Origin of the sequence: Stenotrophomonas sp. AS012628, assembly GCF_010608305.1 — a bacterium.
In the GTDB taxonomy this organism is placed as follows: Bacteria; Pseudomonadota; Gammaproteobacteria; order Xanthomonadales; family Xanthomonadaceae; genus Stenotrophomonas; species Stenotrophomonas geniculata.
The window spans coordinates 27,303-49,821 of the sequence record NZ_VMBJ01000038.1; the positions used below are offsets into that span (position 1 = coordinate 27,303).

A 22,519-nucleotide genomic window follows, 5' to 3' on the forward strand; every position below is an offset into this window, starting at 1 on the left:
CACGCCATGCGTGGATGGCGGCGCCGAATGGGGTCAGCGCCCTTTCCTGCGGAAAGGGATCCGACCCCATCGTCAATCACCGCCCGCGCAGGAAGAAGGACACCGGCACCATCACGTCCACCGGGTCGCCGGCTACCTCGGCCGGCGGCGCCGGTACCGGGCTGGCACGTCGCACGGTGTCCAGCGTCTCCTGGTCGAGCAACGCGAAGCCACTGCTGCGGCCCAGTGTCAGCCCCGAGACCGCGCCATCCCGGGCCACGGCAAAACGCACGTAGACCACGCCCTGATGGCGCAGCCGCTCGGCCTGGCGCGGATAGCGCCGATGCTTCTGCAGATGCCCGAGCAGGCGCCCCTCCCAGGTGGCCTCGGCGCGACTGCGCTCGCCGGCGGTGGTCTGCGGTGCGGTGTAGCGTGCGGCCGCGTCGGCCGCCACCTGCGGCGGTGCGCTGGTCTGCGCGACATTGGCCTCGGCGGTGTCCGGCGAGGGCGTCGGCTCCGGCGTACGCGGCGGTGGCAGGTCACCCTGCGGCTGCACCGGTGCCTTGGGTTGCTCACGCAGGGCCGGTTTCGGCGCCTGTCGCTGCTGTTGCTGTTGCAGCGGCCCAGTGGCAACCTCGCGCGGCGGCACCGGAGGCGCCTGTGCCATCGGCGCCAGCTCCAGCATCAATGCAGCGGGCGGCGCTGCGGCGGCCACCGCCGGTGCGCGCGCCGCCCACCAGCAGGCCACGCTGACCAGCAACGCATGCACCAGCAGCACGATCGCCAGGCTGGTCGCCCAGCGCCGCAGTCCGCTCATCGCGCGCCCTGCTCCAGTCCAACCAGTGCCACCTTCAGGTAGCCCGCCGCACGCAGCGCATCCAGCGTTGCCATCAGTTCACCGTAAGGCACGCGGGTATCGGCACGCAGGAACAGGCGTTGCGAGGTGTCACCGTGGGTGGCTACCTGCAGCGCAGCGGCCAGCCCGTCGCGTGCCACCGCCTGCTCGCCGACACGCAGCGACAGATCGGCCTGCACGGTCACGTACACCGGCGCCTGTTCCGGCGGCGTGGCACTGGCACTGCTGGCCGGCAGCTGCACCGGTACCGACACGGTGGCCAGCGGTGCCGCCACCATGAAGATGATCAACAGCACCAGCATCACATCGATGAAGGGCGTGACGTTGATCTCGTGCGATTCTTCCGGCGTGTCGTCGCGGTCGGACGCGGTCCTGATGGCCATCGTCGCCTCTCAGTGCACCGCACGCAGCGACGCCGCTGCAGCGCGTGGAACGGCGCGGTCGAGATCGCGCGAGACCAGCTGCTGAACGGCGGCCGACAGATCACCAAGCAGCCCTCGCAGGCCGGCCAGCACACGGCTGAAGTGGTTGTAGACCAGCACTGCGGGAATCGCCGCGACCAGGCCGAGTGCCGTCGCCAGCAGCGCCTCGGCGATGCCGGGCGCAACTACCGCCAGGTGGGTGGTGTTGCTGTGCGCGATGCCGATGAAACTGTTCATGATGCCCCACACCGTGCCGAACAGGCCGACAAAGGGCGCCACCGCGCCGATGCTGGCGAGCACACCGATTCCGCGCCGCTGCACGCGCGCGGTCTCCAGCTCGATACGGTCCAGGCGCGAGGCGATGCGTTCCTTGATGCCGTCGCGCCCTTCCAGATCCTGCGACAGGCGCAGTTCGGTGCGGGCCGCATCCAACATCGCCAGCGCAGTGCCCTGCTGCACACTGGCATCGGCGCTCTCGCCGGGCAGGCTCGGCGCCTGCAGCAACAGCGCGCGCGCCGCCCGCAGCTGCCGGGCCTGGCGGGCCAGCTCCCAGCCCTTGGCCAGCAGCACCGTCCAGGTGGCCAGCGACGCCAGTACCAGCGCGATCATCACGGCTTTCACCACCACGTCGGCGGCCAGGTACATGCCCCACGGGGTCAATGCGGGGGCGGCCACAGGAGCCAGGTCAGCAGGCAGCATCGTCTCGGTTTCCATCAGCATCAGGGGTCGCTGCGCGACGACGGGCCGCGCGCGGATCATGGGCGTCGTCCACTTCCACGACCGGATTGGGCTCCAGCCGTGGTGCGGGTCGACTGAGCACGTAGCCGGCGCTGACCGCGAAGAACAGGCCCACGCCCAGCAGAAGACGCCACGACGGGTGCGCACCCCAGCAGAACAGGGCAAAGCCCACCGCCATGCCGGCACTGGCGAACGCCTTGCCCTTGCGCGACACCGCCCCCTGCTCACGCCACAGCCGCAGTGACGGGCCGTAGCGCGGATGTGCCAGCAGGCGCTGCTCGAACTTCGGCGAGCTGCGTGCGAAGCAACCCACGGCCAGGATCAGGAAGATGGTGGTTGGCATCACCGGCAGCAACGCGCCGATTACCCCGAGGCCGACCATCACCCAGCCCAGCGCGAACCAGAGCCAGCGCATCAGCGTTGCGCCTGCGGGCGCGCGCCGTGCATCAGGCGAATTCCACTTCGACGTGGCCGTGCACGCTGCGGAACGCGGCATCGGCTGCGTCGATCACCTGCTGCTCCTGCTCGGCACTCAGCGGCACCGCGTCCAGCGCGGCGGTGAACTCACGCCAGTGGCGCGCCGCACCATCCGGGTGCGCGGCCAGGTGGCGGGCGCCGAAGTCACGGTCCAGCCCGAGCTTGGCGGCCATCTTGTAGAGAATGGTGCCGCCGAGGTTGGAACCTTCGGCTACGTACAGCCAGCCAAGGGCGGCCGGCAGCGCCAGGTCCGCGGGCAGCGCGTCGATGTCCGATCCTGGCAGGGTCTGCTCCAGGTCCTGCAGGTCGCGCGCGACCTGGGCCAGGCGGCGGCGCTCACCGAGATCGGGCAGCAGTGCGTCGAGCGCAGGGTTGGCATACAGCGCGTCGATGCTGCGGTGGAAGCGGTACTGCACGCGCAGGAAACGAGCGAAATTGCTGCGGTCGGCGAAGATGTCGCCGGCCATGATGCGCTTGTCCAGGGCACCGTGGCTGTCGCGGGTGGCGGCCTTGAGCCGCAGGCTGCGGCTGTCTTCGGGAGCGATGTGTGCGTTCATGGGGGATGCCAAGGGGGTCGTCGTGCTGTAGACGTTCGCCGCGGGGCTTTCCCCAAGGCCGTGTGCGCCGATAATGGACCATCCCTTCTTCCAGCAGGAACCGATGATGATCACCACCGAACCGCGCATGACCAACCTGTTCCTGCAGCTGGGCCTGGACGCCAGCGCCGAGGCCATCGCCCGTTTCATCCGCGAGCACCAGCTGGCCACCGACGTTGAAGTGGTCGAGGCGCCTTACTGGAACGATGCCCAGCGCCAGTTCCTGTCCGAATCGCTGCAGGCCGATGCGGCATGGAGCACGGTGGTGGATGAGCTGAACGAGTCACTGCACGAAGATGCGGTGAAGGCTTCGACCGGGCTGTAAACAGACGCCGGGCATGGCCCGGCGCTGGCGATCACACGGCGGAAGCGGTGCGGCCCTAGGTCCGCACCTACCGAGGGCGGTCGGAGCCCGATGGGGTCAGAGCCCTTTCCTCAGGAAAGGGATCCAACCCCACCACCCATCCGCGACCGATCAATACTTCCAGGTCAACGCCAGCCGCGCGGTGCGGCCCGGTGCCGGCATCACGCCCAGCGCCAGCGGGTCCAGGTAGTAGCGGTCGGTCAGGTTGTCCACGCCCGCTTCCACCGACAACTGGTCGTTGAAGCTCCAGCTGGCAAACAGGTCCACCAGCGTGGTTGGCCGGTACAGCTGCTGGATCGCCGACAGGCCCACGTTCCAGTCCTTGTCCAGCTTGCTGATCGGGCCGGCGTTGTGGACCACGCGGGTGCCGAAGGTCAGGCGCTCGTCGAACAGGCGCGAGCCCAGCGTCAGGTTGACCATGTAGCGCGGCGGATTCTGTGTATTGGTGTACGACCCCTCGAATCCGCCGTCCACGCAGTCCGGCGTGTTGGCCAGTTCATCGTTCTTGCGCTGTGCACCATAGGCGCGGCGCTCTGCGGCGATGTCCGGCGCGCAGGTCTTGGCCTTGAAGTAATAGTGCGCGGAAAGATCGGCAAACACCTTGCCGCTGTCATAGCTGGACTGGAACTCCATGCCCGAGACCTTGAACTGGTCGACGTTGCGGATCAGGCCCGCCGACAGCGTGCGGTAGTCACGGGTGATCAGGTCGTCGATGCGGGTATCGAAGTACGCCAGCTTCAGCGCCAGGCGGTCGCCAGCGGTGAACAGGTCGTAGCGGATGGTGCTGGCACCGATTTCCCAGCTGCGCGCACGCTCCGGCTTCAGCTCGCCCACCGGCTTGGCGGCAGTGAACAGGCCCAGCGTGGTCTCGAACAGGCTCGGCAGCTTGGTGCCTTCGGCGTACTTCACATAGACCATGGTGTCTTCGCTGAAGCGATAGGCCACGCTGGCCGTCGGCGAGAACGCGGTGTCACGACGGCGGATCGGCTGCGACCACGTCCAGCTGACCGGCACTTCCAGGTCCTGCGGCTTGCCGGCGTCGTAGAAGTTCCAGCCACCGATGTCGCCCACCGTGCCCTTCTTGTACGGTGAGGCCAGCAGTGATTCCTGGGTGAAGTTGCCGTTGGCGTCCGGGTACCAGTTCAGCAGCGCGATGCGCTTGGCCCGCCACGACGGCAGCGCCGGGTTGCCATTGAGCAGTTCGGTGTAACGGTACTGGCCCTGTACCTCATAGGCGTCGGGCGTGGCCAGGCGGTTGCGGTCATGCACATCCACGCGGTTCCAGCGTCCGCCGGCCAGCAGTTCCCAATGCTCATCGGGCTGCCACTTCAGCGAGGCCACGGCACTGTATTCCTTGCGCTCGGCGTTGCGCAGGAAGCGGTTGTTGACCAGATCGTCGTGCATGACCGGCCCCGAACTGCCCGGCGCGATGTCTTCGTCGCTGTAGGACAGGCCGTAGTCGAAGGTGAACGCACCAGCACGAGTGTCGAACTTCGAGGTGTTGCTGGCATCCAGGCCGAAGCGCTTCTGTCGCAGCGGATTGCGGTAGGCATCCTTGTAGCCGGGGTCGCCGCTGAAGCTGGGCGCGTCATACCACTCGGTGCGGCGGTCGAAGTACCACGGGGTGATGCCGGTCAGGCTGTTGTACATCACGCTGTCGGTATCGGTGTATGTGGCGTTGACACGCAGGTCGACCAGATCGCTGTCCGGATTGAAGCGGTAGCGCAGGGTGTAGCTGTCCATGTCGACATGGCCCGGGTCCCACTGCGGAATGCGATCGCGGTCGACGCGGATGATCTGCGAGGCCATGATCTCGCCGGCGGTACCTTCGTAGCGGCGGTAGCCCGCTTCCAGCGTCTGCGCATCGTCGATGCGCCAGGTGCCCTTGAGCAGCGCCGACTTCGAACGCGACGAGGTGTTGAACACTTCGGTACGCGGCGGATTCAGCGGTGCCAGCGTGCGACGGGTCTGCGGGAAGTCGTCGTAACCGTGCTTGCCGGAGAAATAGTTGCCGTTGTCGCGGTAAGCATAGGCGGCGACCAGATCGAAGCGGTCCCAGTGACCGGCTGCGGCCACGTTGAAGAACTGGCTGCCGGTGGCGCTGCGGTCGGAACGCGGCGCGGCGCTATAGGACGGCAGGTTGTTGGCGCTGGCGTTGGCCAGGCCGCCACGCACGCGTACGCCGAAGTCACGGCCTTCGCGCAGCACGTCACCGATCTTCAGCGTCTCCATCTCGACCACGCCACCGATGCCACCGGAGGCGTTGGCCTGCAGGCTCGGGCCCTTGGTGATGGTCAGGCTGGAGATCAGGTCCGGGTCGAGGTAGGTGCGCTGTGACTGGCCGGCATAGCCGCGGTAGGTGTCCATGCTGGACTGGCCGCCATCGATGATCACCGGCACGCGGCCCTGGCCCTGGATACCACGGATGTTGACGTCGAACCCATTGCCCACGCGCGGGTCACCGGCGGTGACACCGGCCACGCCCTTGACGATGTCGCCGTTGGAAGTGCCGCGGAAACGTTCCAGGTGCGTGCGGCTGAGCGTGGTGGTGGAGCCCACACTGCGATAGCTGTCGAGCAGGCGCGCCTCGTCGCTGGTCGCGCCACTGTCGACGCGGTCGCCGGCCACGCTGAGCGTGTCGGTGACGATCACACCGCTGTCGGCCTGCACCGGCGTCGCCGCTTCCAGAGTGACTGCATCTGCGCTGACGCGGCGCACCGCCAGGCCACTGCCCTGCAACAGCTGCTGCAGCGCCTCGTTGGCCGGCAGGCTGCCCTTGACCGCACGCGAGGTTACGCCCTGGGCCAGGGTGGCCGGATACACGACCTGCACGCCGGACTGGCGCATATAGCTGCGCAGCGCTTCATCCAGCGGCTGCGCTGGAATGTCGAAGCGCTGCACGGCAGCGTGGTTGCCGGTGGCGCCCTGTGCCAGCACGGACGGTGCGGCGCTGGCCAGGCCGGCGGCCAGCAGGGCGATGCACAGGCGGGACGGGCGCAGCGCGCGGCCCGGGCGGTGGGAGTCGAACATGGGGAACCTGTCAGGTAATCGGTGCCGCAGGCGCGGCGTCATCCGCAACACGGGCGGACACGGCGACGTACGTGGCGGCGGCGGGTACGTTCGCGGGGTAAGACGGTTGGGCGCGCGGCAACCCCAAGAGCGATTTGCGGTCGCGACAGGTGCCGACCGGCCGGTGATCGTGGTGGGTGCCGACCGTTGGTCGGCACACTGGGACCTTCATCCACGCAGGGCGTGGATCTACTGGTGAACGATGGCGACGCCGAGCGGCAGACGGGTGACCTGCAGACCTGCTGTTGCGGCCAGTGCATCCAGCGCCTGCTCCGGGCGATCGATGCGCAATGCGGCACTCACTGCGGGTAGTCGCGACAGATCGCCGCGCACGAAGGTCGGGCCGGCGCGGTAACGCCCCACCCATTGCACGGCGTCGGCGACGCTGGCCTGCTCCAGCAGCAGCTCGCCCTGCCGCCACGCGCCGACGCTGTCGGCAGCCACATCCCGCAGACGCGTCACGCCGCTGTGCTCGCCATAGACCGCACGCTGGCCCACCTGCAGATAGGTCCAGCCACCGTCGGCCGGGCTGGCCACGCGCACCCTGCCCTGCCCGACCTGGGTTTCAACCTGGTCATCGCCGCGCGCGACGGTGAACGCGGTCGAGATGTCCTCGATCACGCCGTTGCCCGCACGCACGCTGAAACGTCGCTGCGCATCCGGGCTGACCTCGAACCAGGCACGCCCGCGCAGCAGCTCGATCTCGCGTGCATGTGCATTGAAGCGCACGGCAATCGCACTGTCCGCATCCAGCACTGCGCGGCTGCCATCGGGCAATTGCACGTTCTGCACGACGTGCGTGCTGCGATGGTCGGCCTGCAGCCGCAACCAGGCCTCCGGCCATGCCACCAGCATCGCCAGCGCGGCTGCAGCGGCCATTGCCCAGCGCATTCGATGCGGCCGCGGGCGTTCGGCGGGCCGGACCTGCGGGCGTGGCCCGACACTGCGCCACAGCGCGCGCTCGTGTTCGAAGGCGCGTCGGTGCCCCGGTTGTGCCAGCCAGCGCTCGAACTCGTGCATGCGCCCTTCGCCGATGTCACCCGAGGCCAGCCACGCGATCCAGCCCCGGGCCTGTTCGGCCAGGGCATCGTCATTGGCGGCGGGCAGCGTGTTCGGCGGGCTCATCGGCTGGCGGACAGGCGCATTCAAGCGCGGGCGGAGGAACTAGACCGCATCCACGGTCCAGTGATCAAGACGTTTCAGCGAGGGCCAGCCCCAAGCCGGGGCCATCATCGGCCGCTGCGTGCCCAGGCCAGGCGCTGCAGGGCGGTGCGCACATGGTTCTCGACGGTCGTCACCGACACCCCGAGGCGGCGGGCGATCTCGGCCTGGGTCAGGCCCTGCAGGCGGTTGAGCCGGAAGATGGTGCGGGTCGGCTCCGGCAGGTGCCCCGCCGCATCGAGCACCCGCTGCAGTTCGTCCTGTGCCATGGCCTGTTCCTCGGTCGAGATGACCTCGTCCGGCCCCCACAGGTAGTGGTCGGCCAGCAGCCGGTTGCGCCGGGTCGATTCGCGGCCGTGGTCGGTGGCCAGGTTGGCGGCCAGCCGGTACAGATAGGCCCGCGGGTTGTCGATGGCCTGGCTGTCGTCGACCCCACGGGCCTTGAACCATACGGCCTGGATCACGTCCTCGGCACCATTGTCTCCGCCGAGGATGCGCTGCACCCGGCGCAGCAGTGCCGGCCGCTCACGGATCAGCAGTTCGGTAAGGGAGGCGGCATTGGAGGACATGCGCGGAACCGGGACGACAGACGGAAGGCGCCGCGCATGCTACTCCGTTAATGAGAATCAGTCACGTTCGCATCAGTGGATGCAGCCGGTCAGCCCGTCATAGACGCTCTCCGACGTGCCGGGCAACGGATCATGCAGCGGATTACGGGCCGCCAGCGCCGCATGGAAGTCCTCAACGGGGGTGCCAGGCACCAGCGGCAGCCGGCACAGCCAGGTCGGTTGCCGGGCCACGATCGCACCGTCGTTCCGCGACACGGCCAGGTCACTGGCGGCAAATGCCCAGAGGCACTCACGCACCGTGCCGCGCACCGCATCCACTGAACACCGCAGGCGCAGCGCCCGGATGTCGCTGTACTCGCCCTCGCAGAAGGTGTCGCCGCAGATCCTCTCGAAGCCATGCTGCAACCGCCCTTCCAGGGCAAAGAAGCGGTCCCAGTTGGCTTCCTGGTGCGGGTAGTCGATCAGGTCCACGTAGGGAAAGGCCTGGGCGGCGGGCGCGATCAGCAGCGCGCAGAACAGGCCGAGTGACAGGGCGGATGGTTTCATGCGGGAACCCTCGGGTAGGTGCATCCAGCCTGCGCGCGCACGCCGCCCGGCCCCATCGGTCAACCCCGGCCCGCCGGGTCGGCGCCTTCCACGCCCTGCCGTCGGCCCCCTCCCCTGCACAGCGCCCGGCAAAGGCATAAAATGGGGGGCTATCCGTCTATATCCCCCACCTGGAGCACACCATGGGTCTGGAACTCGTCTCGCCCGGCAAGAACCCGCCGGAAGAAATCAACGTCATCATCGAGATCCCGAAGGACTCGGAGCCGGTGAAGTACGAAGTGGACAAGGAAACCGGCGCGATCTTCGTCGACCGCATCCTGTCGACCCCGATGCGCTACCCCTGCAACTACGGCTACGTGCCGAGCACCCTGTGCGGCGACGGCGATCCGGCCGACGTGCTGGTGGTGCTGCCGCTGCCGCTGGTGCCGGGCTCGGTCGTGCGCTGCCGTCCGGTCGGCGTGCTGAAGATGAGCGATGAGGCGGGTAGCGACGAGAAGATCCTGGCCGTGCCGGTGTCGAAGATCTTCAGTGGCTACGCCCACGTCGAAGACATCGCCCAGGTCTCGAGCCACTGGCTGGAGCGCATCGGCCACTTCTTCGAGCACTACAAGGACCTGGAGAAGGGCAAGTGGGTCAAGCTCGACGGTTGGGGCGGCGCCGCTGAGGCCAAGCAGATCCTGATCGAGGCGCACCAGCGCCATCTCGACAGCAAGGCCTGAGCCTGAACCAGATCGCTCCGGCGGCACCCCGCCGGAGCGATGCGGGTCACGTTTCATGACGACGGCACATCACTCTTGCCGCCGTATTAGGTAAATTGCGTCACTTCACACGTCGTCGACATCCATCGTCGAGACAGCCAGGGGAATGTGTCGTGCGTATTCTGCTTGTTGGGGATGCAGCCAGCCTGCCGGCTGAGCTGACCGAATTCATTGCCGATCTTGGGGAAGACTGGCAGCCGCTGACCGCCACCGATGGCCAGACCGCGATGACCGCGGTGGCCACGCAGGGCGTGGATGCGGTGATCGTCTGCCCGCAGCTGCCGGATCTCAATGCCACCACGCTGCTCGGCCAGATCCGGACCTTGCGCCCGGAAACCATCCGCATTGCGCTGGTGGACGCCCAGCACGGCAACCGACCGCCGCCGGCACGCCTGATCGGCGTGGCCCACCGCTTCCTGCCATTGCCGCTGGCACCGGAAGTGTTGCTGGAAGCGCTGACCAGCCTGGAAGAGCTGCGCGAAGTGCTGGACAGCCCGCGCCTGCGCGATGCCATCGGCCGTATCGAGAAGCTGCCCTCGCCGCCGCACCTGTACCTGAGCCTGACCCAGGCACTGGAACATGACGACGACGCCGACAGCGCCGACGTCGCCAAGCTGGTGGCCGCTGATCCGGCGATCGCGGCCAAGGTGCTGCAGCTGTCGAACTCGGCATTCTTCAGCCAGGGCCGCACCATCGCCGACCTGCGCACCGCCGTGACCCGCCTCGGCCTGTCGACGCTGCGCGATCTGGTACTGGCCAGCGAGGTGTTCTCGGCACCGACACTGTCCACGGCCGAGCGCAATTCACTACAGCAGCGCGCCCTGCTCGCCTCGCGGCTGGCGGCACGCCTGCTGCCCGAATCCAGCGCCGAACTGGGCGCGACCGCCGCGCTGCTGGCCGACATCGGCCTGCTGCTGCCCGGCGTGCGCAACGAGCGCAGCGAACCGTCGCTGGCCGGTGACACCCGCCCGGGCCACGCCGAAGCCGGTGCCTATCTGCTCGGCCTGTGGGGCCTGCCGATGCCGATCATCGAGGCGGTGGCGTTCCATCTGCAGCCGCAGCGTGCCAATACGCGCAGCTTCTGGGTGACCGGCGCGGTGCACGTGGCACTGGCACTGGTCAATGGTGATCCGGTGGACGAGGACTACCTGCAGCGCGCAGGTGTTCTCAACAGGCTGCCGCAGTGGCGGGAGCATGCCAATGCGTTGATGGGACTGGTGCCCAGCGCGGTCTGAGCCGTCAACGCAGGAAGAACCTCGAAGGCGCGCCCAAGGGCGCGCCTTTTTTTGCATCAGCGCGCGCCGCAGGCATCCTGCACGCAGTGGCGATACTGCAGATCGCACAGGACCTTCGACTTGCCTGCAGCCAGGCACTCCTGACGCAGCTCCTCGCAGTACAGCCCGCCCCCACAGACGCCACCGGTCTGGGCGAACACCGCACCCACCAATGTTGCATAGATCAGTGCAGCAGCAGACAGTTTGTGCAACAGCGTGCTCTTCATCGCTCTCCCCATGTGCAAGTGTCCGCAAGTGGACCCAGCAACTGTGTTGATTACGACACGACGGGAACGTGACTTCCCTCACCTTCCAAGATATTTCGGAATTCCCCTACAAAGAAAGAGGGCGGACCTTGCGGTCCGCCCTCCCGGTACTGCTATCGCACTTCGAACTATCAGAAGCGCTGGGTGTACTTCATGTACAGGAAGCGACCGACGTCGAAGCCACCGTAGTAGGCGAAGCTCGAGTTCGGCTGGGTGAACATGATCGGACCCTTGTGGTCGAACACGTTGTTGGCACCCAGGGCGATCGTGGCATCCCACGGCGCCTTCCAGCTGACCTGCAGGTCGTGGAAGGTGTTCGAGCCCGTCTTGCGCAGCGGGGACTTCTCGCCGTTCTGATAACGGTCGGCGACGTCGCAGGGACGGTTGGCCACGCAGGCTTCGTTCATGCCCGAGTAGTAACGCGCCATGTAGGACACGCCGAAGTCACCCTTCGACCAGGTAACACCCACGTTCGAGCGCAGACGGAACAGGCCGGCTTCGCCGACACGGCCGATGGTGATGTTGTTGCCATCAGCATTCTGGCCCTGCTCGTCGTACTTGGACAGGTAGCTGGTCTGCCAGTCGATGTTGAACTGACCGATCGCCAGTTCCGGCAGGCGGTACTTGATACCCAGATCGTAGCCCTGGGTCTCCATCTGGCCCAGGTTGGCCAGACCGTAGGTCATCGCGGAGATGTGGCCATCGCCAGCACGCGTGTGACCGGCGCAACGGGCCGAATCACCCAGCACGTAGCAGTCGCGCAGGATACGATCGACGCTGTCGGCGATGATCATGTCGCTGATTTCGTACTTGTACCAGTCCAGCGAGATGTCCAGGCCCTGTACCCAACGCGGGCTCCACACCACACCCACGGTGGTGCTCTTGGAGGTTTCCGGCTTCAGCGCGGAGTTGGAACCGGAAATGAACTGGTCCGGGGTAGCGCACGGGGTCGAGGTGCAGGGAACAAGGCCCTGGCCCAGCTGCGTGTAACCCACCGGCACGCCACGCGAGGAGCAGGCACCGTTGCCATTGACCGAGCCCGGAGCGGTGACGCCGCAAGGATCGGTGTAGGACTCGAAGCTGCTGCTCAGGCCACCGTACAGATCGTCGATGGTCGGGGCACGGAAGCCTTCAGCCCAGGTGCCACGGACCAGCAGCTCGTCCAGCGGACGCCAGGTGAAGCCGAACTTGGAGTTCAGGGTGTTGCCGAAGTTGCTGTAATCCGAGTAACGGGTCGCAGCATTCAGGGTCAGCTCTTTGGCGAACGGCATGTCGGCGAGGACCGGCACGTTCAGCTCCAGATAGACTTCATCCAGCGAGTAGTCACCTTGGGTGGTCTGCTTGCCCAGACCGGTGGACTCACCCGACTGTGCGAAGGCGTCCGGCGAGAAGCGGCCTTCTTCCTTGCGGTGCTCCACACCCACGGCGAAGCCCAGATCACCGGCCGGCAGGGTCACGATCGAACCGGACAGGTTGGCGGTGAAGCTGGTGGTCTTGGTCAGACCGGTATCGGTGAAGTACGGGAACAGGAAGGCCTGGGCAGCCGGGTCGGACAGCGAGCCATTGCCTGCAACGCCGTACGGCAGCAGCGGGTTCCACGGACGGCAGTTGCTGGTGGCCAACGGGTCAGCCATGCTGGTGCCGCAACGGGCCACGCCGTCCGCACCAACGAACGAAGCGCCCAGCGCCTGGCGCGAGGCGATCAGGCTCATGTCGCCGTGACCGGTCTTGGTCGATTCGTTGCGGTTCCACAGCGCGCCGACGTCCCAGTCGAAGGTCCTGCCAGCGAACTCGAAGAAGCCACTGACGCTCGGCGCGAAGCGCAGGGTCTTCAGCTTGCTTTCGGTGGTACGCGGCATTTCCCACAGACGGCGACGGAAGGTCAGGTCCTGATCGGTCGGGTTGAACGCGCTGTCCTTCGACAGCGGGGTATCGAACGAGGCCGACTGGTACGGGTAACCGGCGATCTGCTGGTTGGTGGTGCGCTCGTTGTAGATCACGTCCGCATTGAACGCGATCGAGTCGGTGAAGTCGTAGTTGCCGTTGACGTACAGCGACTTACGCTCGATGCCGGTCTGCACCATCATCTGCTCGTTGGCATTGACGGCGTCAGCACTGGTTTCCAGACGGTAGTCGCCACGCTTGGTCGGGTCGCCACCATCACGCAGGGTGTACCAGCGCTGGTCGTTCGGACCGATGTAACCGGGCTCACCCTTCTTCAGGTCGGGGGTCACGCACGGGTCGCAGAAGCCACCCTTCTGGTTGATCGGGCTGGCGCCCGAACCCGGGTAGTTCGGGCCGGCGTTGCCGTCACGGCTGAACCAGCGGTCCTTGGCCCACACCGGATCCTGCTTGGAGTACTCGGCGGCCAGCGTCACGCCACCACGCTCACCTTCGCTGCCGAGGGTGAACGAATAGGTGGTGGTGTCGCCGTCGCCCTTGCCGTACTGACCGACATAGACACTGGCTTCAGCACCGTCAAAGCGCTTGCGGGTGATCACGTTGACCACGGCGGCGATCGCGTCCGAACCGTAGATGGCGGAGGCGCCATCCTTCAGGATTTCGATGCGCTCGATGGCCGACATCGGGATCTGGCTCAGATCCTGATAACCCGACGTGGTAGCGCCCAGGCGCTTGCCATTCATCAGCACCAGGGTGCGCTGGGCACCCAGGTTGCGGATGTCGACGTAGTAGCCGCCGACGTTTTCGCCGGAAGCCAGCGATTCCGAGCGTGAGATGGCCGGGGAACCGGCCGAGGTCAGGTTCTGCAGGACGTCAGCAACCGAGGTGTAGCCCTGCTTTTCCAGGTTCTCACGGCTGAGGGTAACGACCGGCTGCTGGGTTTCGACTGCAGCGCCGCGGATGCGCGAGCCGGTGACCGAAATGCGGTCCAGGTCGGTGGTGCCCTTTGCTTCCTGAGCCGAAGCAAAGGCCGGCGCCAGCGCCAGCGCGATGCCGGCCGGCAGCAAGCCGAACCGCACTGCGGGATTACGAACGTTCATCTATCTCTCCAAGGTACGTGTTAGCAGCGTGTTAAAACACCCCAGCACGTTACGATTGCGTTGCAGCGCTGTATTTGCGCGAGCCAACCGGAGACTTTGCAGATTGTGGCGGCAGCAAGCCGCCGTTTTCCCTGAAGCGCGATGCCGACTGGCCGTAGCGGGCGCGGAACGCACGCGCGAAGCTGCAGCAGTTGTCGAAGCCACTGGCCGCAGCGACCTCGCCAACCATCATGTCGGTGTCACGCAGCAGGTCGGCCGCCCTTTCCAGGCGCAAACGTGCTGAAAGCGACTGCGGGCTTTCCTCGTACAGGCTCTGGAAGGTCTTGGAGAGATACCAGCTGGAGAAGTTGGTCAGCTCGGCCAGTTCACCGATGCGCACCACGCGGTGGCTGTTGCCTTCCAGGTACAGGCGGGCACGCTGCATGCGGCCGAATACCTGGCGCTTGCGGCTGCGCGAGCGACCCGGGCAACGCTGCACGTTGTCGGCCAGCCCACGCTGCAGGCCCGCCAGATGCAGCAGCAGCGGGCGCAGTGCCTGTGCCGGCTGGCCACTGGCCAGCGCATCGCGCCACAGGCGCAGCGCAACGCGGGCATCGCCACGGCTCATGCGGCCACGCCCGGCGTACAGGCCGCAGTCGGCCATCTCGGCCAGCACGCGCAGTGCTTCGACAGTCAGGTTCAGGCCAACGCACAAGCCGTTGCGGCCTGCCTGCACCAGCGGCCGCGACTCCTTCTCGAAGGCGATCCACTCGCCCTGGCGCAAGCGGAAGCGTCCTTCCTTGGCTTCCACCCAGGAGCTGCCGCGCACCTGCATCCACACAGTGAAGCTGCTGCCTGCGGTCTGCAGGCTGCCGAGCCGGGCCACGCCCAGGCAGGTCGGCGCAGCATCGTCGAGCGACCGGTCCAGAGAGACGGTTTGGCCGCGATCGGCCAGCGAGAGTTGACGCATGGGGACACCACGGTTTGCCTAGTACAGGCCTCCGTTTTGCCAAATCAGGCGGCACCACGTCAGGAAAGTCAGACGAGATCGCCACGAATTCGCGGCGAGGTCGCCACGAAGAAATTACGAAGGCCCATTTCCGTTGAACAACAACAACTTGGAGAACGCCGGAAGCAGCGTCGGCGAGCGCTCGGGCAAGCGCATCACGCCGATGTCGGCACCGTCGCTGACCGCCATTGCCACGAACAGCGTGTGCCCATCGGCGCCGGCACTCAGCCCGTTGCCGGCACTGAGGCGTTCCGCATCCAGGCAGCGTTCCGGTTCCTCGCGCCCGGCCTGGATCAGCACCAGTGTCGTGCCACAACGGGTGGACGTACCGAGGTAGCCGATCGCGTTGTTGCCGGCCACGGTCCAGGCCCGGTACCGCCACCGGCTGGGCCGGTCATCACTGATCTGCTGCACGCTTGCCGGTGCCAACGCCGCATCCACCGACCACAGGCCTCCTGCGGCCAGGCGGGTGAACAGCACACGCCCGCTGCTGCGATCGAACCGCGCCTGCGAAACACCGTCGATGCTGGCCAGGCGGCGCCAGGGCTGCACGCTTCGATCAAACAGGCTCAGCCGGGTCTGTTGCTGGTCATCGCGCTCGACCACCAGCAGCTGGTCCGGGCGTGCCCCGTACAGTGCCTGCAGCGGCTGCTCCGACGGGACAGGCAACGGCTGGACGCGTTCGTCACGTGGGGCGATCTCATAGACCACCGTGCGTCCGTGCTCGTCGCGCCCCACCACCAGCAACCGGCGGCTGTCGGCCGACCAGTCCGGTGCCTGACGTGCCTCGGGCCGCAAGCCTTCGATCGGCCGCAGCGAATCGGGGCGCTCCATGTCCGCCCACCACAGCGCGAAGCTGCCTGAACGATCGGACGTGAACACCAGTTGGCGTCCATCCGGCGCCGCCATCGGCTGCCCATCCCGGCCACTGGACGCAAACAAGCGCTGCGGCGGCGAGCCGCCCTCCATCGGCACCTTGAAGATGCCGAACTGCGCGCGCCGATGGACGAAGGCCAGCATGCCCGCGCGGCGCGCAGTGGCCGGCCACTGTGCGTCGTCGAGCCCGGCATCGCGCAGCGTGCGGCTCTCGACGTCCAGGTAGTACAGGCGCACTTCACTGTCGACACGGCGTCCAAACACGATCGTCCGACCATCACGCAACCAGGCCCAGCCACGCAGTTCAGCGGCCTCGCTGGTCAGCTGCTCGGGCGTGCCCCCCGCTGCCGGCATGCGCCACAGGTCGCCCAGCTGCGGATTGCGCACGAACACCAGCCACTTGCCATCAGGCGAGTAGCGCGGCGCATAGTCGAAGTCATCCTCGGCAACACCGTAGTCCAGCGCCTCCCATTGGCCACTGGCCAGATCGAGCTTGCGGATGCCCCGATGGGCATAGCGCCCCACCATGCTGCCGAACACCAGGCCACGGCCGTCCGGCGTCCAGTCGAAACTGAGCAGCTCGGTGCCATCGCACCGCGTGGCCTGGCGCAGGGCACCACCGGTCGCGCTGGCGATCAGCACCTGGCAGCCGCCGTTGTTGCTGAACCGCGCGAAGGCGATCTCGCGTCCATCCGGCGACCAGCTCGGGAAGCGGTCAACCGAGCCGGCCGGCGGAGCCAGCAGCTGCCGCGCTGGCGCGTTGCCGGAGGTCTGTACCTTGATCGCCCCACCCCCTTGCCCGTCTTCGTTGGCGCCTTCATAGGCCACCAACGAGCCATCGGGTGAAAGCGTGGGATAGGTTTCAAAACCGCTGGTTGCGGTGATCAACCGATAGGGACGCTGCGGGCTGCCGATCACGCGCGTGCCGTTCTCCACAGCCGCATCCACCGCTGAACTGCTGGCCGGTGCCCGCCGCAGCAGCAGCGCGGCCAGCACCACCACCGTGGCCAGCATCAGCACGCCCAGCACCAGCAGCACGCGCCGGCGGACATGGCGCCAGCGGCGGCGCGATGCCTGCACGTGTGCCGGCATCTCCTCGGCGATGCCCATCACCGGTTGCAGGTCCGCGATTCCGTCATCGGCTTCTGAGGACGGTGCCGCCTCGACATCGTCCAGTACCTGCACCGGCACCAGCAGGCGATAGCCGGTCTTGGCGATGGTCTCGATATAGGCCTGGCCGTTGTCGTCGTCGTTGCTGAACGCCTTGCGCAGCTGGGTGACGGCCTGGGTAAGCACATCGTTGGTCGGCAGCGTGTCCGGCCAGACTTCCGCGAACAGTTCATCGCGGGTGACAACACGCCCGGGCTGGCGCAGCAGTACACGCAGCACGCCCAGCGCCTTCGGCGTCAGCCGACGCGGGCGACGCGCACCGACGACCTCGACTTCTCGCGAGGACAGAGTGACAGTGCACTCTCCGATCCGGATCCGATCGAATCCGGGGGGCTGGTTTTCACTGCTGTTCATTTTCCGCTACACAGTAGAGACAGGTCCGGGGCAGCGTTTGCCTTCGATACCCTCCCGTCCTGGGAACAGCAAAAAGCCAGACTCCGCACAAAGCATCGGCGCATACCGCAAAAACAATGAAGCGGGCGAATACTAGCCTATGCGGGTTACCTCGCCTATCGCGTGGTCGACATCCAGGCTCTCTCTCGCCGACGCATTCACATAATTTGCTGCACCATTCGCGCCCTGCGGGGCGCGAAATTTTTATCTGGCGTTCATTTTCACATGCGCCGCAGCATGGTCAATCCGACCAGTCGCGAAACCACCAAAGCCACGTACATCACGCCTGAAAACTGCTCCAGCATGACCAATGCACGCGCCTGCGGATGCAGTGGAACGACGTCGCTCAAACCGACACCCGAGAGCAAACTGAAGCTCAGATAAAGCAGTTCCATCCAGGTGCGCTGTGCACCGCCGCCGGAGCCTTGGAAACTGCCCGGATACCATTGTTGGCACACGGCAAAAGCAAATGCGAAGGCCCAGGCCAGCAGCGTGAATGTGGCGCCTGCGGCGAACAGTTCATCGCGGGTGACTTTATGGTCCTGGAGCATGTAGGCAATGAGCGCACCGGCCGTATAGAAGTACAGCAGGCTCTCCAGCAGTTGCGCGGTGGTCAGCAGCGCAGTGCGGTCCAGCAGTGCACCGGCCAGCGAGAACACCACCGAGGGAATGGCCAGCAGCAGTGCCAGCCAGGTGCCCAGCGGGCTGCGTTGCACCACCCACAACGCCAGGCCCAGTACCGCCATGCCGAACATGCCCAGCGCCGCGCGGCCCGCAGCGGTGTCATCCAGCGCGGGGTACAGCAGCACCGCGATCAGCTGGGCGCCCAACAGCCAGGCCGAAGGATGACGGCGGGCAATGGCCAGCCAACGGGTGGTGATGGCAACGGGCATGGCGTCCTTTCCCCGGGGTGGTGGGCCGAGGATAGCCGGGAGCGGTGTGATGAGCGGTAGTGCCGGCCGCTGGCCGGCACCCCCCGCTTCCGCATCACCCCTGGCGGTAGACCTCGGCACCGGCCGCGCGGAACTCCGCCGACTTCTCCTTCATGCCGGCCTCGGCGTAGTCGCGCACGTCCTGGGTGATCTTCATCGAACAGAAGTGCGGACCGCACATCGAGCAGAAGTGCGCCAGCTTGTGCGCATCCTTCGGCAGCGTCTCGTCATGGAATTCCTTGGCCTTCTCCGGATCCAGGCCAAGATGGAACTGGTCTTCCCAGCGGAACTCGAAGCGCGCCTTGCTCAGCGCGTTGTCGCGCACCTGCGCGCCCGGATGGCCCTTGGCCAGGTCGGCCGCATGCGCGGCGATGCGATAGGCCATGATGCCGTCACGCACGTCCTGGCGATTGGGCAGGCCGAGGTGTTCCTTCGGCGTCACGTAGCAGAGCATGGCGGTACCAAACCAGCCGATCATCGCCGCACCGATCGCGCTGGTGATGTGGTCGTAGCCCGGCGCGATGTCGGTGGTCAGCGGGCCCAGCGTATAGAACGGCGCCTCGCCGCACTCGCGCAGCTGCTTGTCCATGTTCTCCTTGATCAGCTGCATCGGCACATGGCCGGGGCCTTCGATCATGGTCTGCACATCATGCTTCCAGGCGATCTTCGTCAGCTCACCCAGCGTTTCCAGCTCACCGAACTGCGCGGCGTCGTTGGCATCGGCGATGCAGCCCGGGCGCAGGCCGTCACCCAGCGAGAAGGTCACGTCATAGGCCTTCATGATCTCGCAGATGTCTTCGAAATGCGTGTAGAGGAAATTCTCCTTGTGGTGCGCCAGGCACCACTTGGCCATGATCGAGCCACCACGGCTGACAATGCCGGTCACGCGCTTGGCGGTGAGTGGCACGTAGCGCAGCAGCACGCCAGCGTGGATGGTGAAGTAGTCCACGCCCTGCTCGGCCTGCTCGATCAGCGTGTCACGGAAGATCTCCCAGGTAAGTGCTTCGGCACGGCCGTCGACCTTCTCCAGCGCCTGGTAGATCGGCACGGTACCGATCGCCACCGGCGAGTTGCGGATGATCCACTCGCGGGTCTCATGGATGTGCTTGCCGGTGGACAGGTCCATCACCGTGTCACCGCCCCAGCGGATCGCCCACACCAGTTTCTCCACTTCCTCGGCAATGCCCGAGGACACCGCGCTGTTGCCGATGTTGGCGTTGATCTTGGTCAGGAAGTTGCGGCCGATGATCATCGGCTCGCTTTCCGGGTGGTTGATGTTGTTGGGCAGCACCGCGCGGCCGCGTGCGATCTCATCGCGCACGAACTCCGGTGTGATGATCTTCTGGATCGAGGCACCAAATGCCTCGCCCGGGTGCTGCTGCAGCAGGCCGGCATCGCGGATCGCGTCCAGGCGCTGGTTCTCGCGGATGGCGACGAACTCCATCTCCGGCGTGATGATGCCACGGCGCGCGTAGTGCATCTGGGTGACGTTGGCACCTGCACGCGCACGGCGTGGCAGGCTGCGCGCGGGAAATCGCACCGCATCGAGCTTCGGGTCCTGCTCGCGATCGCGGCCGAACGAAGAACTCAGTCCTTCGAGCTGCTCGGTATCACCGCGCTCTTCCACCCAGCCGCGGCGCAGTTCCGGCAAACCGGCCGACAGATCGATGCGCACCTCCGGATCGGTGTACGGACCGGACGTGTCGTAGACCGTGACCGGTGCGTTCTCTTCGCCGCCGAACAACGTCGGCGTGCGGGTCAACGCGATCTCGCGCATCGGTACCTGCAGATCCGGACGTGAGCCGGGCACGTGGATCTTGCGCGAGCCGGGAATGGGCCGGGTCACGGATTCGGAGAGTTGCTGGGCCTGTTGCTGCAGGGCGGAGAGCTGTGCGTTCATCGGGCATCGTCCAGGAAGGTCAGGGACGAAGCGGCGGCGCACTGCTGCCGCTCCCGGACGGTCCTTGGGCGGAGTCCGGGCATGGCTGCACTGCAAAGCTTCCCTACGCCGGTATGAGCCGGATCAGGTTCCAAGGGACTGTCTCAACCGTGGCCACATGGCCGCGGTACCCCCGCTTCTTGGTGCGCATTAGACCATAGAACGCACCGCAGCTCCTGGCTGTTCCATCCACGCACGGCGTGGATCCGCTGTTTCTGTATTAACAGAACCGTGACATCGCATTCAGTAACGTGCACGCGCATCGTGCCGCTGCGGCCGGTGTTTCCTCGCCGCCTTCGCGGCCCCTGCCCGGTCTGTGCTTCATGTCGCCGGCCCCTCGCAGCAAGCTCTGCTCGCTCCCCTCAATCCCTTGATCGGAGAAGCCCCTTCATGGTGTTTCGCGTTTCCATTGCACTGGTTCTGCTGCTGGTGCTGCTCGCCGGTGTAGCACCCGGTCCCTTCAATACCGTGGTGCAGAGCATCCTCGGCGAACTCATCCGCGGCATCGGCTGGCTCTACCTGCTGGTCGTGTTCCTGGCCCTGGTATTCCTGATGTACCTGGCCTTCGGCCGCTTCGGCAACCTGCGCATCGGTGGCGAAGACGCCGAACCGGAATTTTCGCGGGCCAGCTGGATGTCGATGCTGTTCGCCGCCGGCATGGGCATCGGCCTGGTGTTCTGGGGCGCCGCCGAGCCCATTTCGCATTTCAGCAAACCACCGGAAGGGCTGGCACCTGAAAGCATGGACGCTGCGCGTGCTGCCATGCGCTACGTATTCTTCCATTGGGGCCTGCACCCGTGGGCCATCTATGCGCTGATCGGCCTGGCAATGGCCTGGTTCCAGTTCAACCGCAACGGCCGTGGCCAGATCAGCGATATGTTGCAACCGATCATCGGCCGTCACCATCGTGGCTGGATCGGGCATATGGTCAACATCTCCGCGGTCGTCGCCACCGCGGTTGGCGTGGCTACAGCACTGGGCTTCGGCACGGTACAGATCGCGGCCGGCGTGGAACGCGTGTTCGGCGTGCAGGCGGGCGTGCCGCTGCAGCTGACCATCATCGCAGTGGCTTTCGTACTGTACATGGCGTCCACGCTCAGCGGCGTCGGCCGCGGCATGAAATGGCTGTCCAACTTCAACCTTGCACTGGCGGCGCTGCTGTTGGCACTGGTGCTGGTGCTCGGCCCGACTGGCGCGATCTTCAATACCTTCACCACCACGCTGGGCTCCTATCTCAATCAGCTGGTGACGATGAGCCTGCGCATGTCGCCGTTCTCGTCCAGCACCTGGGTGGCCGACTGGACGATCTTCTACTGGGCCTGGTGGATTTCCTGGGCACCGTTCGTGGGCTCGTTCATCGCGCGCATCTCGCGAGGCCGCAGTGTTCGGGAGTTCGTGATCGGCGTGGTGTTGGCGCCGACGCTGCTGGGTTTCTTCTGGTTCTCGGTGTTCGGCGGCACCGCCATCTGGATGCAGATCTTCGGCCAGGCCGACCTGCTGCAGGCGCTGGGCAACGGCTACGAGACAGTGCTGTTCACCATGTTCGACAGCCTTCCGTTGCCTCTTCTTCTGTCGAGCATCGCGTTGGTGCTGCTGATGATCTTCTTCGTGACCTCGGCTGATTCTGCGGTACTGGTACTGGCCAGCATGTCCACGGACGACGCTGGCGAGCCATTGCGCAAGCACAAAGTGGCGTGGGGTGTCGGCATTGCGCTGGTGGCGGGTTCCTTGCTGTTGGCAGGCGGGCTGGAGGCGCTGCAGGGCATGATCACCATCGCAGCGCTGCCGTTCGCGCTGCTGATGCTTCTTGTGATGGTGTCGCTGTACCGGGTGCTGGACCAGGAGTACACGCGTGAGCGGCGGCAGGCGCAGCGCCAGCGGCACATGATCGATGCGTGGATCGCACGCGAGATGGCGGCGCAGGAGGAGACCCAGGCGGAGGCAGCGCGCGCGCACGATCAGGATTGAGGGGGTTTTGCAGCCTGCGGCTGCACCGCTTTTCTCAAGCAACGGCAACAGCAACTTCAAAAGCGGCTCTGGATTTCTGCTGGTTTGGCGGGGAGGGGGCAGATGGCGGGACACGCCGCAAGTACGTCCTTGTAGGCTCGTCCACGGCATCCATGCCGTGGACGGTCCCGCCATCT

The 22,519-nt window shown here is 66.2% G+C and carries 19 protein-coding genes and 1 riboswitch; of the genes, 4 read left to right on the plus strand and 15 right to left on the minus strand.

Features of this window, described 5'->3' with window-relative positions; all coding sequences use genetic code 11:
- Positions 1-76: 76 nt before the first annotated feature.
- Genes G5A07_RS15860 through G5A07_RS15880 form a run of 5 tightly spaced genes read right to left on the minus strand, consistent with a single transcriptional unit; the run spans position 77 to position 3,029 of the window.
- On the minus strand, positions 77-796 hold the full coding sequence (locus G5A07_RS15860) for an energy transducer TonB (protein ID WP_191863597.1): 720 nt from the start codon (positions 794-796) through the stop codon (positions 77-79).
- Complete coding sequence (gene exbD / locus G5A07_RS15865) at positions 793-1,218, minus strand: TonB system transport protein ExbD (protein ID WP_010483997.1); 426 nt, start codon at positions 1,216-1,218, stop codon at positions 793-795. The genes G5A07_RS15860 and exbD overlap by 4 nt, the downstream gene beginning before the upstream one ends.
- A 9-nt stretch (positions 1,219-1,227) precedes the next feature.
- Entirely contained in the window at positions 1,228-1,956 is a 729-nt protein-coding gene (exbB, locus tag G5A07_RS15870; protein WP_159360549.1) for a tonB-system energizer ExbB, read from the minus strand.
- Positions 1,943-2,410: a YbaN family protein gene (locus G5A07_RS15875; protein ID WP_049453642.1), complete on the minus strand. Its 468-nt coding sequence runs from the start codon at positions 2,408-2,410 to the stop codon at positions 1,943-1,945. The genes exbB and G5A07_RS15875 overlap by 14 nt, the downstream gene beginning before the upstream one ends.
- A gap of 31 nt (positions 2,411-2,441) precedes the next feature.
- Positions 2,442-3,029 carry a biliverdin-producing heme oxygenase gene (locus tag G5A07_RS15880; RefSeq protein ID WP_191863598.1) on the minus strand — a complete coding sequence of 196 codons (588 nt, stop codon included), beginning with the start codon at positions 3,027-3,029 and terminating at the stop codon, positions 2,442-2,444.
- Positions 3,030-3,135: 106 nt separating this feature from the next.
- Between G5A07_RS15880 and G5A07_RS15885 the strand changes: the two genes are divergently transcribed.
- Positions 3,136-3,393, plus strand: a complete 258-nt coding sequence (locus tag G5A07_RS15885) for a DUF2789 domain-containing protein (RefSeq protein ID WP_029550886.1) — start codon at positions 3,136-3,138, stop codon at positions 3,391-3,393.
- A 150-nt stretch (positions 3,394-3,543) separates the two neighbouring features.
- Here G5A07_RS15885 and G5A07_RS15890 read toward each other — a convergent pair whose 3' ends face one another.
- The 4 genes from G5A07_RS15890 to G5A07_RS15905 all read right to left on the minus strand — a co-directional run bounded on the left by G5A07_RS15890 (position 3,544) and on the right by G5A07_RS15905 (position 8,777).
- Complete coding sequence (locus tag G5A07_RS15890; protein WP_191863599.1) at positions 3,544-6,462, minus strand: TonB-dependent receptor; 2,919 nt, start codon at positions 6,460-6,462, stop codon at positions 3,544-3,546.
- A gap of 228 nt (positions 6,463-6,690) precedes the next feature.
- Entirely contained in the window at positions 6,691-7,626 is a 936-nt protein-coding gene (locus G5A07_RS15895) for a FecR domain-containing protein (protein ID WP_057502945.1), read from the minus strand.
- Between the two features lie 104 nt (positions 7,627-7,730).
- A complete protein-coding gene (locus G5A07_RS15900) occupies positions 7,731-8,231 on the minus strand; it encodes an RNA polymerase sigma factor (RefSeq protein WP_014038389.1) in 501 nt (166 codons plus the stop codon).
- 72 nt (positions 8,232-8,303) lie between these two features.
- Positions 8,304-8,777: a hypothetical protein gene (locus tag G5A07_RS15905; RefSeq protein WP_099559988.1), complete on the minus strand. Its 474-nt coding sequence runs from the start codon at positions 8,775-8,777 to the stop codon at positions 8,304-8,306.
- Positions 8,778-8,959: 182 nt separating this feature from the next.
- Here G5A07_RS15905 and ppa point away from each other — a divergent pair, with 182 nt between their 5' ends.
- Positions 8,960-9,496 (plus strand): inorganic diphosphatase, encoded by a 537-nt coding sequence (gene ppa, locus G5A07_RS15910; protein ID WP_005410935.1) that lies wholly within the window; start codon positions 8,960-8,962, stop codon positions 9,494-9,496.
- Between the two features lie 152 nt (positions 9,497-9,648).
- Positions 9,649-10,770: an HDOD domain-containing protein gene (locus G5A07_RS15915; RefSeq protein ID WP_049481594.1), complete on the plus strand. Its 1,122-nt coding sequence runs from the start codon at positions 9,649-9,651 to the stop codon at positions 10,768-10,770.
- A 56-nt stretch (positions 10,771-10,826) separates the two neighbouring features.
- Here the strand turns inward: G5A07_RS15915 and G5A07_RS15920 are convergent, their stop codons facing one another.
- The 6 genes from G5A07_RS15920 to thiC form a co-directional block, all read right to left on the minus strand.
- Complete coding sequence (locus G5A07_RS15920) at positions 10,827-11,036, minus strand: hypothetical protein (RefSeq protein ID WP_010483987.1); 210 nt, start codon at positions 11,034-11,036, stop codon at positions 10,827-10,829.
- A gap of 170 nt (positions 11,037-11,206) precedes the next feature.
- Positions 11,207-14,077, minus strand: coding sequence for a TonB-dependent receptor (locus G5A07_RS15925; protein ID WP_049481593.1), 2,871 nt, complete (start codon positions 14,075-14,077; stop codon positions 11,207-11,209).
- A 49-nt stretch (positions 14,078-14,126) separates the two neighbouring features.
- The gene (locus G5A07_RS15930; RefSeq protein ID WP_010483985.1) at positions 14,127-15,026 is read right to left on the minus strand and encodes a helix-turn-helix transcriptional regulator; all 900 of its coding nucleotides are present in this window, start codon (positions 15,024-15,026) and stop codon (positions 14,127-14,129) included.
- Between the two features lie 114 nt (positions 15,027-15,140).
- The gene (locus G5A07_RS15935) at positions 15,141-17,465 is read right to left on the minus strand and encodes a winged helix-turn-helix domain-containing protein (RefSeq protein ID WP_191863600.1); all 2,325 of its coding nucleotides are present in this window, start codon (positions 17,463-17,465) and stop codon (positions 15,141-15,143) included.
- Between the two features lie 260 nt (positions 17,466-17,725).
- Positions 17,726-18,397 carry an ion channel gene (locus G5A07_RS15940; RefSeq protein ID WP_191863601.1) on the minus strand — a complete coding sequence of 224 codons (672 nt, stop codon included), beginning with the start codon at positions 18,395-18,397 and terminating at the stop codon, positions 17,726-17,728.
- A gap of 94 nt (positions 18,398-18,491) precedes the next feature.
- Entirely contained in the window at positions 18,492-20,336 is a 1,845-nt protein-coding gene (thiC, locus tag G5A07_RS15945) for a phosphomethylpyrimidine synthase ThiC (RefSeq protein ID WP_010483982.1), read from the minus strand.
- 82 nt (positions 20,337-20,418) lie between these two features.
- Positions 20,419-20,520: riboswitch (TPP riboswitch) on the minus strand.
- A gap of 245 nt (positions 20,521-20,765) precedes the next feature.
- On the opposite strand from thiC, the gene G5A07_RS15950 reads away from it, so the two are divergent.
- Positions 20,766-22,343, plus strand: a complete 1,578-nt coding sequence (locus tag G5A07_RS15950) for a BCCT family transporter (protein WP_125437680.1) — start codon at positions 20,766-20,768, stop codon at positions 22,341-22,343.
- The last annotated feature ends 176 nt before the right edge of the window (positions 22,344-22,519 follow it).

Excerpts from the sequence above, each read along its gene's own strand:
- G5A07_RS15935 (WP_191863600.1), bottom strand. The coding sequence starts at position 17,465 with ATGAACAGCAGTGAAAACCAGCCCCCCGGATTCGATCGGATCCGGATC.
- G5A07_RS15860 (WP_191863597.1), bottom strand. The coding sequence starts at position 796 with ATGAGCGGACTGCGGCGCTGGGCGACCAGCCTGGCGATCGTGCTGCTG.
- G5A07_RS15920 (WP_010483987.1), bottom strand. The coding sequence starts at position 11,036 with ATGAAGAGCACGCTGTTGCACAAACTGTCTGCTGCTGCACTGATCTAT.
- exbD (WP_010483997.1), bottom strand. The coding sequence starts at position 1,218 with ATGGCCATCAGGACCGCGTCCGACCGCGACGACACGCCGGAAGAATCG.
- G5A07_RS15880 (WP_191863598.1), bottom strand. The coding sequence starts at position 3,029 with ATGAACGCACACATCGCTCCCGAAGACAGCCGCAGCCTGCGGCTCAAG.
- G5A07_RS15875 (WP_049453642.1), bottom strand. The coding sequence starts at position 2,410 with ATGCGCTGGCTCTGGTTCGCGCTGGGCTGGGTGATGGTCGGCCTCGGG.
- thiC (WP_010483982.1), bottom strand. The coding sequence starts at position 20,336 with ATGAACGCACAGCTCTCCGCCCTGCAGCAACAGGCCCAGCAACTCTCC.
- G5A07_RS15900 (WP_014038389.1), bottom strand. The coding sequence starts at position 8,231 with ATGTCCTCCAATGCCGCCTCCCTTACCGAACTGCTGATCCGTGAGCGG.
- ppa (WP_005410935.1), top strand. The coding sequence starts at position 8,960 with ATGGGTCTGGAACTCGTCTCGCCCGGCAAGAACCCGCCGGAAGAAATC.
- G5A07_RS15940 (WP_191863601.1), bottom strand. The coding sequence starts at position 18,397 with ATGCCCGTTGCCATCACCACCCGTTGGCTGGCCATTGCCCGCCGTCAT.
- G5A07_RS15885 (WP_029550886.1), top strand. The coding sequence starts at position 3,136 with ATGATCACCACCGAACCGCGCATGACCAACCTGTTCCTGCAGCTGGGC.
- G5A07_RS15925 (WP_049481593.1), bottom strand. The coding sequence starts at position 14,077 with ATGAACGTTCGTAATCCCGCAGTGCGGTTCGGCTTGCTGCCGGCCGGC.
- G5A07_RS15905 (WP_099559988.1), bottom strand. The coding sequence starts at position 8,777 with ATGAAACCATCCGCCCTGTCACTCGGCCTGTTCTGCGCGCTGCTGATC.
- G5A07_RS15895 (WP_057502945.1), bottom strand. The coding sequence starts at position 7,626 with ATGAGCCCGCCGAACACGCTGCCCGCCGCCAATGACGATGCCCTGGCC.
- G5A07_RS15930 (WP_010483985.1), bottom strand. The coding sequence starts at position 15,026 with ATGCGTCAACTCTCGCTGGCCGATCGCGGCCAAACCGTCTCTCTGGAC.
- G5A07_RS15890 (WP_191863599.1), bottom strand. The coding sequence starts at position 6,462 with ATGTTCGACTCCCACCGCCCGGGCCGCGCGCTGCGCCCGTCCCGCCTG.
- G5A07_RS15950 (WP_125437680.1), top strand. The coding sequence starts at position 20,766 with ATGGTGTTTCGCGTTTCCATTGCACTGGTTCTGCTGCTGGTGCTGCTC.
- exbB (WP_159360549.1), bottom strand. The coding sequence starts at position 1,956 with ATGCTGCCTGCTGACCTGGCTCCTGTGGCCGCCCCCGCATTGACCCCG.